Raw genomic sequence first — 13,080 nt, forward strand, 5'->3', positions numbered from 1 at the left:
CTTTCCCAATAGAACTATTTATATTGAATATAAACGGCATGCGTTTGCAAAAATTCCTCCAATCCATGTTTTCCATCAGCGCCACCTATGCCAGATTTTTTCCAACCAGCATGGAAGCCTTGGACAGCTTCAAAACTCTCACGATTCACATATGTTTCGCCGAATTCTAATTCATTACTTGCTTGCATCATGTTATTGACGTCTTGTGTGAAAATTGCAGATGTTAAGCCATATTGACAATCGTTAGATAATGCAATTGCTTCATCTAATGTAGAGAAAGATGCAATAGGCAATACCGGCCCAAAAACTTCTTCGCGCATGATTTCCATCGTATTATCCACATCTACTAGAACAGTAGGTTGATAGAAATAACCTTTTTCACTATCCGCTCGTTTTCCACCGGTCAAAACCGTGGCACCATTTTCAACTGCACGATTTACCATGTCCTCGACATTCTGTAGCCCACTTTCACTTGAGAGTGGCCCCATACCAATACCTTTATCCACTAATGGATTACCATACGTTACTTCAGACATTGCTTTGGTGATTTTTTCGATAAACAGATCAGCTACAGCATCATGCACATAGACGCGTTCCGTACAGTTACATACTTGACCAGTGTTAATCACGCGTGAATCCAAGATAGATTGGACAGCTATATCAATATCCGCATCATCCATCACAATTGCTGGTGCTTTTCCACCTAATTCTAGTGATACTTTTGTGATATTTTCGGCAGCATTTTTCATTACTTTCTGTCCAGCATTCGTACTACCTGTTAGCGTGATCATGCCAATTTTCGGATTTTTAGAAAGTTCATCTCCAACAACACTTCCCGCACCCGTAATAATGTTGATAACCCCTTTAGGCAAACCAACTTTTTCGAGAATTTTTGCGAATGCTAGAGCATTGTTAGGTGACGTGCTGCTAGGCTTTAAGACAATCGTATTACCTGTTATTAGTGCTGGTGCAGCTTTTCTAGCAATTAAGAAAAACGGGAAATTCCATGGCAAGATCCCTGCAACAACACCGATTGGCTGCTTATAAATTAAGATACTCTCTTTTGGTCGATCACTCGGAACAATTTCACCTTCATACTTGCGTGCCCACCCAGCAATGTATTCAAAATAATCTGCAGTTACACTCACCTCAACGATTGCTTGATCTAGAGGCTTACCCATTTCTTCAGCGATTATTTCAGCAAGGTGATGAACATTGTTACGAATTTCATGACAGATCGCAAATAAGTACTTGGCTCTTTCCGATGAAGGAAGTTTGGCCCACTCTTTTTGTGCAACTTCTGCTGAATCAATCGCTTTTCGCGTATCTTCTAGGGAAGCCTTTGGTACGGTAGAAATGATCTCTTCTGTAGCAGGATTGATTACATCCAATGTTTCATTTGTACTCGCCTTTACAAACTGTCCATCAATAAACATCTCAAAGTTTTTTGTAACCGTTTTCAAATTACCCATTTTTTTCATCCTCTCCTTATTTATCTATATTTTCATATATCTAGACGACTTTGTCAACATAAACAAACTATTTATATGTTTTGTTTATTAAGTTTTATTATTGTTTTCGTTATTTTATTCTGTTTTTTTGTTGGAATGGTCTAATAATGACCAATTCGAATAGCTAAATATCTGACAAATGTAATAACAACATTTGACAGACGTAACTTCTTTCATTTATTCGTTTCCTATATGATTAAATTACAACCTAAACACATACTAACAATAGTTTGATGTTTTCTTATCCCGCACACGAGTTTTCTAAAAAAGACTTTTAAAAAATTATGAAATGAGGCAATATGTCATGGATCACACACTACAAATTGGACAGATAAAACCACAATTCCCTATCTTACAAGGTGGAATGGGTGTAGGTATCTCGTTAAGTAAACTTGCTGCAGCAGTTGCAAATGCTGGTGGTATTGGTACTATTTCTGGAACCGGCATTTCAGTTGATGAATTGAGAAGCCACATTAAAAAAGCAAGAGAATTAACGAACAATGTAGGATATATTGGTGTTAATGTTTTATTTGCGATGACTGATTTTGCTGAGAAAATGAAAGCTGCAATGGAAGAGAAAGTTGATTTTATAATTTCAGGTGCAGGTGTATCTAGAGATATGTATGCATGGGGTCGCGAATATGGCATACCAGTTATTTCAATAGTTTCAACAGCCAGATTAGCAAAAATTTCAGAGCGATTAGGTGCCGCTGCTATTGTTGTTGAGGGCCATGAAGCAGGTGGTCACCTAGGAACAGAACGCCCTTTATTCGATATTCTACCTGAGGTTGTCGAAGCCGTTAACATTCCAGTAATAGCCGCTGGTGGTATTCTGACTGGTGAAGATATTGCGAAAGCATTAAGATTTGGTGCCGTTGGTGTTCAAATGGGTTCTCGTTTTGTTGCAAGCGAAGAGTGTGACGCCCCACTGGCGTTTAAACAGAAGTACATAGACGCAAAGGAAAATGATACTGTATTGGTAAAAACAACGGTTGGCTTAGAAGGCAGAGCGATAAGGAATCGTTTTACAGATCGAATCAGTGATGGCGGCAAAGTAAAAATTGATAGATGCTACCGCTGCTTAAAAAAATGTTCTTTTCAGTTTTGCACGCTAGATTCACTATTTAGATCGATGAATGGTGACGTTGAGGACGGTTTGGTTTTTTCTGGAGCAAGGGTACATGAAATCACGAAGATAGAATCCGTACAACATATTATGGATCATCTTATGGAAGAGGTTTGATTGCATGCAGTAAAAATAGACTCTAAAATAAGAGTCTATTTTTTATTTAAAACTATTTTCAGAGGAATGAACTAAGTGTTATCGTTATTTCTTAAGCACCTGGCAATGTAATCTTGAATTCTGTACCCGATCCTATTGTACTGTCCACTTTAATCGTGCCATTCATTGCGTGAATTGCATTATAACTAACCGTCATGCCTAAGCCTGTACCAGTTTTTTTTGTTGTAAAGTAAGCGGTACCAAGTTTTGCTAGTTGCTGTTTTGTCATTCCATAACCGCTATCTTTGATACAAATAATAGCATTATTTTTATTAGCTATTGTCTCAATTGATAATATGCCACCGTCGGGCATTGCTTCTATGCAATTTTTTGCTATGTTAATAAAACTTTGTTGCAGTTTGTTTTGTTTATATTTTACTAGCAATTGATTATTACATTTTGTAATGATATCAACATTATGTATCGCTGCATATGGCGATAATACGCTAACTACATATTCAATATCTGACTCCATCGTAGAAATAATACAACTATTAGGCCTTGCTTTAGTTATTGATAAATAATCGTTTATTATATTTTCTGCTCGTTCCAATTCTTTTAATGACAATGCAGCATAACTTTGCCTACTATGATCAGAGATCTCTGGTGTCATTAATAATTGTAAGAAGCCTTTCGTTACGGTTATCGGATTACGAACTTCATGGGAAACACTAGCAGCCAATTCACTAATTACTTTTAATTTTTCCGTTTCCAATAATTCTTCTCTGATTCTTATATTTTCTATTGAGTTTTTTATGATATAGGTAATTACGAGCATACTTAAACCTTGTATTATGACAAAATTTAATGATGTAAGATTCTGTTCTGTGGATGAGGTTTGAATCGTTGCATGAGATAGTAGAACAATGGCTAAAGATGCAAAAAAAGCGGTTAATGTGAGAGATATCATTTTGCCTTTGAGACCTAAGTTATCAAATTTAGTTTTACATAGTGATATAAAAATCAGCATGAAAGTAGTAACGATTAAACTTATAAATACGCCTTCCCCACCAATTAAAAATTGATTTACAACGATTGTAAGGTACAATACTAGCCCTACACGCCAACCAAAATAAACTAATCCTAAAATGAATGGGATTTGTCTTAAATCAAATATAATCCCACCTGAGAACCTTATCGGATAAGCCATACAAGAAGTAATCGACAAAATGATTAAAACAACAATTATAACGTTCGTATTTTTATGATTTGCTTTTCCTTTATCAAGCCACAATGTTTGAAATAGAAAATAAGGTATAAATATAAACAAAAAATTTATTAATAACTCCTCATAATGCAGAATCATCCAGTCACCCCTCTTTATATACGTATTTTGCCACATTGTGGTTTTTTTTACAATAAGAATACCAAAATATTGCACTTAAAATTAAATTTTCACATGAATGTAACACTACTTTTACAATAAATGAAAAAGTGAAGCTAGTTGCGTAATAATTCATCCGAATTTACCTCTTTCTATTTGTTTAGCTTTTTCTCCTGATCTTTAATCCAGTTATCAATTGATTTCTTTGAAAATAAAATCTTACTGCGCATTTTAAAATGTGGTATCTCTTTCTGGCTTGTCATATCGTAAATCGTATCTGGATGCACACCGAGATACAGTGAGACTTCTTTAACGGTTATAATTTCTCGTTCCATGTCATGACCTCCTCTATACGTTTGATTACTCATATAATCGTTATCTTCCAGTAAAAGGTGTCTGCTTTGGATAAAAAAGGGTACTATTCATAAAATACAATATATCCATGACAAATGTCATCTTAAATATGGGCGTTTGTGACTTATTATATGTCGTTTTTTCTTTTATGATAGAAATAGAATTACTAACAAGAGAAGGAGTTTAATACTATGCCTATGCGAACACTAGTATTTCAAGGTTATATGTGGGGGTATATTTTAAGTAAAGCAAATAAATCATTTGCTATTAATAGATTAAATAAAGCTGGTAAAAACAGAGAAAAACTAGCACTAATGGATAAAATAATTTTAAAATGTACAAATAAATTAATTAAAATTTCAGGTGCAGACTTATCTGTAACAGGTACCGAGAACATTCCATTAAATGAACCTGTCTTATATGTTGCAAACCATCAAGGACATATGGATATTCCAATTTTGTATTCAACTGCACCACAAACAATGGCCTTTGTCGCAAAAAAAGAAATGGAGAAAATTCCGTTATTAGGTTTTTGGATGAAAGAACGTGGTTGCGTATTTATCGACAGAGGGAATGCACGTAACTCTTTAAAGGCGATCAATCAAGCGATCTCAAGTTTAAAAGCAGGTCATCCAATCGCAATTTTTCCAGAAGGAACGAGAAGTAAAGGACCAGAGATTGGTGATTTTAAATCCGGCAGCTTACGAATTGCACTAAAAGCCGGTGTGAAGGTAATTCCTGTTTCATTTAAAGACTCGTATAAATTGATCGGTAAAAAAGGTTGGAACAAGCCAGCAAAAGTTTCTGTTCACTACTCTGACCCAATTGATTCAAGCGATTTCAAAGATACAGGCGAACTAGCGGAAGAAGTACTAACACAAATAAAAAAACATCTATAAGTATTCAAACAAAAAAAACGCAGTCACTGACCAAATGACATTATGTCCATTTGCAATGACTGCGTTTTTTATTATACTCTATTCATCTATTTTAACATGTACTGCTAAATACTGATATATTCTACCGCGTAAAAATATAGGAACAAAATGCCCAGTAATTCCATATATATATCGTATTATTCTATATCGGAAGGAGATGTACGAAATGAACAGTAAAACCTCAATTAGTACTGCTGCCAACTTTGATAAGTCACGTCTATTTTTTAACAAATGGGAAATGTATAAATTATTAGCCCCGTATGACTTACCTTTAAAAATACCTTATACTTCTGTCTTCTCCATCCAGTCGTTTGAGCAATTCACCTCAAGCTCTATGCCATTTTATGTAAAGCCCGTTCATACATGGGCTGGATTGCATATAGCACGCATCACACCCGTTTATAACGGCTATCACGTAAAGTTTCAAAGTGGTACAGAAGAAACCCTTCCTAACCAGCAAGTTTTGTGGAGAAAATTAGAACACTATTATCAACATACACTTGTAATCTTGCAACAACAAACACCTACTATCCCATTTAATTCGCGAGCGTTTGACATTCGTGTCCATCTGCAACGAGATGAGCGAGGCCGGTGGCTTTACGCAGGAGATTTAACGCGAATTGGCGGTGACAAATCCATTGTTTCAAATCTTTTTACAAATGGTGGTGGCGTAGTGGAAACGGAATTTGTACTACACCATTCATTTCCTTATGCAAAAGGAAAAAAAGTGATAGATAATCTAGCAAAAGCTGCATTCGCAATTTCCGAAGTACTAGATAGCCAGTATCCATTTATCGATATCGGCGCCGACTTTGGTGTTGACCAAAATGGGGATCTCTGGTTATTTGAAGTCAATACAAATGACGCTAAAGGACGCCCAGCATATGATCTCTTTAAAAAACTACCCGATAAAAATGTCTATAAACAAATGATTGCAATGGATAAGAGGCGACATAAAGTTTGGAAGAAAAACAACATGCATTTTTAATAAACTCTATCCTTATCAAGACGTGGGTAAGAGTATCTACCAGGAATTAATATAAAGAAGATAATTATAAAGAGGATTAGTATCACACGACACCCTTTTTAATTTCAGCGATCAGCCGGTTGCTTACATTTGATAGTGATCCTAGAGCTTTTTCTCAGTTAGTAGAACAAATGGGCAACACATTTTTCAAAAACAAGCACTTTTACAAGCGTTTCACCCTCTCGTATTCATTACTTCTCTCATAGAATAAAGAAGTAAGATGAAAGGGGGTTGAAATAAATTGAATGAACAAAATAGGTACTCAAAATTATTGCGTAAAAATTACAGCTACCTAAACAAAGGATGTAAAGCTTGCGGGCATAGAATTTGCAGATGTAAAAGAAAAGAATGTCCAGAATTTGTGCATAAAGCGTATAGATGCAAAGTGAAGCATACTGTAATTAATATTATAAGCGGACCTCAAGGACCTACTGGACCCACTGGGCCAACCGGACCTCTAGGAGGACCTACTGGACCTACTGGCGACACTGGCGCTACCGGACCGATCGGACCTACTGGTGACACTGGCGCTACTGGACCGATTGGACCTACTGGCGACACTGGCGCTACTGGACCGATTGGACCTACTGGCGACACTGGCGTTACTGGACCAATCGGACCTACTGGCGACACTGGCGCTACTGGACCGATTGGACCTACTGGCGACACTGGCGCTACTGGACCAATCGGACCTACTGGCGACACTGGCGCTACCGGACCGATCGGACCTACTGGTGACACTGGCGCTACTGGACCGATTGGACCTACTGGCGACACTGGCGCTACTGGACCAATCGGACCTACTGGCGACACTGGCGCTACCGGACCAATCGGACCTACTGGCGACACTGGCGCTACTGGACCAATCGGACCTACTGGCGACACTGGCGCTACCGGACCGATTGGACCTACTGGCGACACTGGCGCTACTGGACCGATTGGACCTACTGGTGACACTGGCGCTACTGGACCGATCGGACCTACTGGCGACACTGGCGCTACCGGACCGATCGGACCTACTGGTGACACTGGCGCTACTGGACCGATTGGACCTACTGGTGACACTGGCGCTACTGGACCGATTGGACCTACTGGCGACACGGGTGCTACCGGAGCTACCGGACCAACAGGTGGGGGATTATCTGAATACGGGTATATTTACAACCTCGGTGCTCAAGTTGTCCCAATAGAAGCTGATGTCATCTTTGATTCAAATGGATTAATTACAGCTGGAATCACACATGCTCCTGGAACCGCTGAAATCTTAGTAACCACTCCAGGAGACTACGAAGTTACTTTCTCCATTTCTGGTGTTGAACCCAGCCAATTTGCATTATTTTTAAATGGCGCGAATGTAGGTGGAACTGTTTACGGATCTGGGGCTGGCACACAGCAAAATGATGGTCAGGCTATATTCACCATAGCATCTGGTGATGTCCTCACCCTTCGAAATCATAGTTCTGCTGCAGCAGTTACCCTTCAAACTTTAGCAGGGGGCACACAAACAAACGTAAATGCTTCGATTGTTATTAAGAAGTTGGATTAGTTTTGATCCAAGTTCTCCATTTCGAAAAGTATTTACCAGTCACGTGGATATTAAAAAGCGCTCAGACATTTTTACTCTGAGCGCTTTTTTATATTTATTATTCCTCGTCTTCTTCTAAAATCTCATCAAATGCTTCGGAAACTGTATCAAATTCCGCATCGTCTACAATAGCTGTTAAGTCGCCATCTTCATCTGTCTTAAGGAAAAAGATATCAATCTCGCCTTCCTCATCCTCTTCTAGGTCAGCTAGGAAACTTACAGCAAGATAATCTGTTTCCTCTAACGTAACTTTTGCCAAAACTTCAACTGTTTGCTCCAGCTCTTGTTCATCAATAATGGTAAAGACTTCACCAACTTCAATTTTATCCATCATAAACCCTCCCATGTACTTTATTTCTATAGCATAACTTAATTTTTTCAAAAAATGCAAACTTAAGTGTGAAAAAAAATAAAAAATAAAGGATACTGCTACGAATTCCACATAAGATAGATAATGACTAATCACTTGGAAAAATGGGTATAAAAATACTATTAATATACCATACTAATAAAAACAAGGAGGAACTTACCCATGATTTTAGCATATAGTATATATATTATAAGTTTAGGAGCTGCTTTTTATGCAAGTTATAAATATGTAACCTATACGATGAAAGTAACTAATATCAGTCTTCATACAAATTTATTTGTTGCTAGCGTACTGAATCTAACAATCTATTCTTTAGCAATCTTTAACTGGTTTTTGTACACATTCCTACGAAGCGAAGCTCAATTTATAACCGGCCTTCAATTAGGGATTTGGCTATATATCACAAGCGAAGTTTCATTAGTAGCAACAATGTTGTACAAGTATAGAAATATTGAAGTAATGGATTGGCTACATTCCATCTGGTACTTCATAAAAACAAAAAGTTCAAAAGCATATAGAGGAATTAAAAAATTGCAGAAAACCTAAATTAGGGATTCAGCGTTTCCTGCTGATCCTTCTTCACCTTTCTTCACAGTTAATAATCTAATCTTATTTAAACAACTTCTTAATTAGTTTAAAAATATCAAAGGATGTTTCTTGATACACTTTATTGTATGCATATTTTTTTGGACTCCTTGCCCAACCAGTTCCTTTTGGCATTTTTAAACCTGCCCGATGAACTAATTGTCTTTTTACACTCGTCCTAGCTGAAATCCTCTTTTTTAGACTCGGTTTTCGTATACCAAACTTCATAAGATATCTCTCCTTTATTGCGCGATTCATGACGTGCTGCTGTTCGCCCGATTATTCTAGTTTTCGATCGATCTATTTTTCGTACCACTAAGTAACGCGTATATTTCACTAGATTATATCAGAAAATACACGCTGACATAACGTCTTTGTAATTGTATATAAACATTAAATTTGCTGATACTCTATCGCATCATACGAAAGGAAAATAACCTCCCTAGAAATTAGGAAGGGTATGTTTGTGTTAGTCTTGTTTATATGGAATGTTAACTAACTCTGGAACTGTAACAAAGTCCAAGCCTTCATCTTTCAGTGTCGGGATTATTTGCCGAAGCGCTTCAATTGTATTGGTTCTGTCACCTTCCCACTCAGCGCCATCATGCATCAGGATAATAGCACCTGGATGAATATTACTCAACACATTATAAGCGATCACTTCTGGATCAGCCTCCTGCCAATCTAGCGAATCAACGGTCCAACCAACAACAGAATAATTCATTTCCTGTAATTTCTCAACTAATTCATTGTTTAAGAAACCATATGGAGCACGGAATAATTTCGTTCGATAACCGATTTGATCAACTAAATTATCTTCTGTTCGGTTTACTTCATTTTCCAGTGTAGGTATGTCACCTACTTCTACCAAGTTGGGATGCCAATACGTGTGATTCCCAATTATATGTCCCTCATCAATTATCCGTTGCACAAGCTCGGGATACGCTTTCGCCCTAGCACCCATAAGAAAAAAAGTCGCTTTAACATTATACCCTTGCAATACATCTAAAATCTGCGGCGTAAAACGAGGATCTGGTCCATCATCAAACGTTAATGCAATTCTATTCTCTGATCGATCACCACTTAAGACAATTGTTTCAGGATATCTTTCTTGTAAAATAAAATTAGAAACTGGATACCTAACCCGCTCCGATAGTTCTGACCCGCCTTCTGGGTCTGGTAAGTCTTCTTGAGTCGGCTGTGCAAAGCTTGTCACAGCAGGTGTAGCCCAAATCACGAAAAAACTTATTATAAATAGTCGCAAGCTAAAGCTCTTCCAATACATTCGTTCACCTCCACATATAGTTATTATATTCTTATCATTCTTTTAAAAATTTTCTTTATTCATCCATATATGTCGGAGTATAAAAAATGCACTATATCTTTGTAACATAAAGAGAGACATGCATCCATTAAAATCGGAACGCACGCCTAACACTACTTTATTTATAACAAAAGCATGAGGTAACATGGTCATTAACCATTCCGCTTGCTTGCATAAAAGCATAACAGATCGTTGGCCCAACAAATTTGAAGCCTTTCTTTTTTAATGCTTTACTCATTTTGTCACTTATCTCTGTTGTTGCAGGCACATCCTTAATGTTTTCCCAACTGTTTTTAATTGGTTTACCATCAACGAATGACCATATGTAGTCGGAGAAACTTCCTTCTTCTTCAATTATATCCAAATAGAACTTAGCATTTGTTATAGCAGCTTGTACCTTCAACTTGTTTCGAATAATTCCTGGGTCTTGTAACAATTCTTCTTTCTTTTTATTATCATACTTCGCAACTTTTTCTGGATCAAAATGATCAAACACAACACGATAATGTTCTCTCTTTTTCAGTACTGTATACCAGCTCAATCCCGCTTGCGCACCTTCTAGTATAATTAACTCAAATAACTTCTGGTCATTGTATTCCGGAACGCCCCATTCGTTATCATGATAATCGATATATAATGGATCCTCATTAACCCAATCACATCGTTTCATTAACATCACCCCATCTATATCTCTTATCTTAACAGAAAAATAAGCTTATCAATTTAATCAGCTTATTCGGTATTTATTGAAAATTAATAAAAAAACTTTATATCTGGCTAAACATTTGAATTCTAAAGATTCTTATAAAAATAAAAACGCTTATTTGTTTTGAGCCTTTTGACGTTGATGACGCGTCACTTTACTCCTATTACCACATATCTTCATAGAACACCATTTGCGACGTCCATGTGTATCAATAAATAATAAGACACAATCTGGATTAGCACATCGGTGGATATTGTTTAATTGACCAGAAGAAATAAGTGTTAATGCATCTAATGCAATCAGTGATATGAGCGCATTTTCTGGTTTTCCCATTGGGGTAGGAATTAACTGATCGTTTTTTAATTGATACGTAAAGGGAGCATTTTCTATTAGTAATTCCAAATGTTTAATCCAATCAGAGGAAAGTTCTTTCCCATCGGCCAGCATTTCAAAACCTTCTCGAAGTACCTGACGCAATTCACGTAAAATGGATAATGAATCATTCCCCCAATGTTCTATATCTGCACTAAATTGTTCCTTAAATATTATTTTTTCCATGATTAAAGTGTCAAACCATGCTCTGACATGATCTGCGTTTGTTAATAAATCATGACGGGTTCCATGTCGAACAACTTCAGTGTTAACCAGGTCCATAGAAATATTGCCTGATATGAGCGGGAACGTTATTTCGTTTGTCATGAAAATCATCTCCTTTAACTTATAACCTATTATAACACGATTGACAGGTTAATAATAACGAGGTATATTATTAACCATTAAATAATTTAATTACCGGTTAATTAAAGGAGGCGTATTTTATGTCAAAAAGTTTTTTAGGTCCAAAAATAGTAATGGTAACTTTTTTTACGTTGATGGGCGCATTTGGATTGAACCTAACTGCAGGACAGTTTTTTGTTCCTCTAAATGATACTTTCGGATGGGATTTAACCATACTGAGCTTAGCTGTATCGTTGAATATGATTACTTGGGGAATTTTCCAACCAGTAATGGGGAAACTGATTGATCTGTTCGGTCCAAAATCTGTAATTGCAGGTAGTGCCGCTTTAATGGGGAGCGCATTTATCCTTTCAGCAACGATAACGCAATTATGGCAATTCTTTCTTTACTATGGCATGCTAACTGCTATTGGCTTTGCTGGTTGTGGTTCCATGGCAAATTCTGTGCTCGTATCTAGGTGGTATGTGACGACCCGTGCTAAAATGCTTTCTCGAAGTTCCATGGGGATGAACATTGGTCAACTCATCCTACTTCCATTAACTGGAGCTTTAATTGCTAGCTCCAGTTTTCGAACTGCATTTGTTGTTCTAGGATTAATCATGCTCGTTATAGTGGTTCCATTCGTGTTAATTGTAGTAAAGAATAATCCGTCAGAGGTCAATCAAATGCCTGATGGGGATCCTTCATCTTCATTTACAGTAGTAAAAAGTGTTTCATTGTCAGAAGCACTAAAAAGTCGCGAGTTTTGGATTGCTACTCTAGGATTTGCTACATGCGGTTTTACCTTATATTTGGTAGCCATGCATCTCCCAAACTTTGCAGTTGATTTAGGTGGTGGTAAATCACTTGGTGGTAAATTATTAGGTATTGCTGCTTTTGGAAGTGCAATTTCAATGTTAGTTACAGGTCAATTAACACCTGTATTCGGTAAAAGGAAATTACTAATTATGTTGTACATGGTGAGGTTGCTTGCTTTTATCTGGCTTGCTGTATCACCAGGTATTTGGCAACTATATGTGTTTGCCATTGTCTATGGAATTTCTTCTATGCCGATTATTCCCCTTGTAACAGGAATCATTGGTGATAAGTTCGGAAAAAATGCAATGGGAAGTATTCTAGGATTTAGTTGGTTCATCCATCAAGTATTTGCTGCATTAGGCGTTTTTCTTGGTGGCTACCTTCGAACATTGACTGGTAACTACGAACTAGCATTTTGGTTAGGAGCAGTTTTATTGACGTTTGGAGTCGTACTTACCACGTTAATTAAGGAGCAACCTATACCTGCTATTAGCAAAACAGCAGTGCAATAATATTGTCTTAGTATTTTAAACTTAAA

14 protein-coding genes are annotated in these 13,080 nt (G+C 37.1%); 6 read left to right on the forward strand and 8 right to left on the reverse strand.

The window, feature by feature from the left end; genetic code table 11:
- Positions 1-14 precede the first annotated feature (14 nt).
- On the reverse strand, positions 15-1,472 hold the full coding sequence (gene aldA, locus D2K60_RS11000) for an aldehyde dehydrogenase (RefSeq protein ID WP_117170041.1): 1,458 nt from the start codon (positions 1,470-1,472) through the stop codon (positions 15-17).
- Positions 1,473-1,815: 343 nt separating this feature from the next.
- Here aldA and D2K60_RS11005 point away from each other — a divergent pair, with 343 nt between their 5' ends.
- A complete protein-coding gene (locus D2K60_RS11005) occupies positions 1,816-2,754 on the forward strand; it encodes an NAD(P)H-dependent flavin oxidoreductase (protein ID WP_117170042.1) in 939 nt (312 codons plus the stop codon).
- A 91-nt stretch (positions 2,755-2,845) separates the two neighbouring features.
- Here the strand turns inward: D2K60_RS11005 and D2K60_RS11010 are convergent, their stop codons facing one another.
- Positions 2,846-4,099 carry an ATP-binding protein gene (locus D2K60_RS11010; protein ID WP_162880756.1) on the reverse strand — a complete coding sequence of 418 codons (1,254 nt, stop codon included), beginning with the start codon at positions 4,097-4,099 and terminating at the stop codon, positions 2,846-2,848.
- 170 nt (positions 4,100-4,269) lie between these two features.
- Positions 4,270-4,452 carry a helix-turn-helix domain-containing protein gene (locus D2K60_RS11015; RefSeq protein WP_117170044.1) on the reverse strand — a complete coding sequence of 61 codons (183 nt, stop codon included), beginning with the start codon at positions 4,450-4,452 and terminating at the stop codon, positions 4,270-4,272.
- A gap of 210 nt (positions 4,453-4,662) precedes the next feature.
- On the opposite strand from D2K60_RS11015, the gene D2K60_RS11020 reads away from it, so the two are divergent.
- From D2K60_RS11020 to D2K60_RS11030, 3 genes are all read left to right on the forward strand, one after another.
- Positions 4,663-5,370 (forward strand): lysophospholipid acyltransferase family protein, encoded by a 708-nt coding sequence (locus tag D2K60_RS11020; protein WP_117170045.1) that lies wholly within the window; start codon positions 4,663-4,665, stop codon positions 5,368-5,370.
- 205 nt (positions 5,371-5,575) lie between these two features.
- Positions 5,576-6,397: a YheC/YheD family protein gene (locus D2K60_RS11025; RefSeq protein WP_162880757.1), complete on the forward strand. Its 822-nt coding sequence runs from the start codon at positions 5,576-5,578 to the stop codon at positions 6,395-6,397.
- 424 nt (positions 6,398-6,821) lie between these two features.
- Positions 6,822-7,982, forward strand: coding sequence for a collagen-like domain-containing protein (locus D2K60_RS11030; RefSeq protein WP_117170392.1), 1,161 nt, complete (start codon positions 6,822-6,824; stop codon positions 7,980-7,982).
- A 97-nt stretch (positions 7,983-8,079) separates the two neighbouring features.
- On the opposite strand, the gene D2K60_RS11035 is transcribed toward D2K60_RS11030, so the two are convergent.
- Positions 8,080-8,352, reverse strand: a complete 273-nt coding sequence (locus tag D2K60_RS11035) for a DUF1292 domain-containing protein (protein WP_117170047.1) — start codon at positions 8,350-8,352, stop codon at positions 8,080-8,082.
- 201 nt (positions 8,353-8,553) lie between these two features.
- Between D2K60_RS11035 and D2K60_RS11040 the strand changes: the two genes are divergently transcribed.
- Positions 8,554-8,937, forward strand: a complete 384-nt coding sequence (locus D2K60_RS11040) for a hypothetical protein (RefSeq protein WP_117170048.1) — start codon at positions 8,554-8,556, stop codon at positions 8,935-8,937.
- A 63-nt stretch (positions 8,938-9,000) separates the two neighbouring features.
- Here D2K60_RS11040 and D2K60_RS11045 read toward each other — a convergent pair whose 3' ends face one another.
- The 4 genes from D2K60_RS11045 to D2K60_RS11060 form a co-directional block, all read right to left on the reverse strand.
- The gene (locus tag D2K60_RS11045; protein ID WP_117170049.1) at positions 9,001-9,204 is read right to left on the reverse strand and encodes a hypothetical protein; all 204 of its coding nucleotides are present in this window, start codon (positions 9,202-9,204) and stop codon (positions 9,001-9,003) included.
- A 241-nt stretch (positions 9,205-9,445) separates the two neighbouring features.
- Positions 9,446-10,261, reverse strand: a complete 816-nt coding sequence (locus D2K60_RS11050; RefSeq protein WP_117170050.1) for a polysaccharide deacetylase family protein — start codon at positions 10,259-10,261, stop codon at positions 9,446-9,448.
- A gap of 157 nt (positions 10,262-10,418) precedes the next feature.
- Positions 10,419-10,970 carry a DNA-3-methyladenine glycosylase I gene (locus tag D2K60_RS11055; protein WP_205418597.1) on the reverse strand — a complete coding sequence of 184 codons (552 nt, stop codon included), beginning with the start codon at positions 10,968-10,970 and terminating at the stop codon, positions 10,419-10,421.
- A 150-nt stretch (positions 10,971-11,120) separates the two neighbouring features.
- Positions 11,121-11,705, reverse strand: coding sequence for a CGNR zinc finger domain-containing protein (locus D2K60_RS11060; protein WP_117170051.1), 585 nt, complete (start codon positions 11,703-11,705; stop codon positions 11,121-11,123).
- Positions 11,706-11,824: 119 nt separating this feature from the next.
- Between D2K60_RS11060 and D2K60_RS11065 the strand changes: the two genes are divergently transcribed.
- Positions 11,825-13,054: an MFS transporter gene (locus D2K60_RS11065; RefSeq protein WP_117170052.1), complete on the forward strand. Its 1,230-nt coding sequence runs from the start codon at positions 11,825-11,827 to the stop codon at positions 13,052-13,054.
- Positions 13,055-13,080: the final 26 nt, after the last annotated feature.

The organism is Paraliobacillus sediminis, from assembly GCF_003426055.1.

What these genes read in the sequence shown, in the direction of transcription:
- aldA (WP_117170041.1), bottom strand. Translation starts at nt 1,472, where the DNA reads ATGGGTAATTTGAAAACGGTTACAAAAAACTTTGAGATGTTTATTGAT.
- D2K60_RS11005 (WP_117170042.1), top strand. Translation starts at nt 1,816, where the DNA reads ATGGATCACACACTACAAATTGGACAGATAAAACCACAATTCCCTATC.
- D2K60_RS11010 (WP_162880756.1), bottom strand. Translation starts at nt 4,099, where the DNA reads ATGATTCTGCATTATGAGGAGTTATTAATAAATTTTTTGTTTATATTT.
- D2K60_RS11015 (WP_117170044.1), bottom strand. Translation starts at nt 4,452, where the DNA reads ATGGAACGAGAAATTATAACCGTTAAAGAAGTCTCACTGTATCTCGGT.
- D2K60_RS11020 (WP_117170045.1), top strand. Translation starts at nt 4,663, where the DNA reads ATGCCTATGCGAACACTAGTATTTCAAGGTTATATGTGGGGGTATATT.
- D2K60_RS11025 (WP_162880757.1), top strand. Translation starts at nt 5,576, where the DNA reads ATGAACAGTAAAACCTCAATTAGTACTGCTGCCAACTTTGATAAGTCA.
- D2K60_RS11035 (WP_117170047.1), bottom strand. Translation starts at nt 8,352, where the DNA reads ATGGATAAAATTGAAGTTGGTGAAGTCTTTACCATTATTGATGAACAA.
- D2K60_RS11040 (WP_117170048.1), top strand. Translation starts at nt 8,554, where the DNA reads ATGATTTTAGCATATAGTATATATATTATAAGTTTAGGAGCTGCTTTT.
- D2K60_RS11045 (WP_117170049.1), bottom strand. Translation starts at nt 9,204, where the DNA reads ATGAAGTTTGGTATACGAAAACCGAGTCTAAAAAAGAGGATTTCAGCT.
- D2K60_RS11050 (WP_117170050.1), bottom strand. Translation starts at nt 10,261, where the DNA reads ATGTATTGGAAGAGCTTTAGCTTGCGACTATTTATAATAAGTTTTTTC.
- D2K60_RS11055 (WP_205418597.1), bottom strand. Translation starts at nt 10,970, where the DNA reads ATGAAACGATGTGATTGGGTTAATGAGGATCCATTATATATCGATTAT.
- D2K60_RS11060 (WP_117170051.1), bottom strand. Translation starts at nt 11,705, where the DNA reads ATGACAAACGAAATAACGTTCCCGCTCATATCAGGCAATATTTCTATG.
- D2K60_RS11065 (WP_117170052.1), top strand. Translation starts at nt 11,825, where the DNA reads ATGTCAAAAAGTTTTTTAGGTCCAAAAATAGTAATGGTAACTTTTTTT.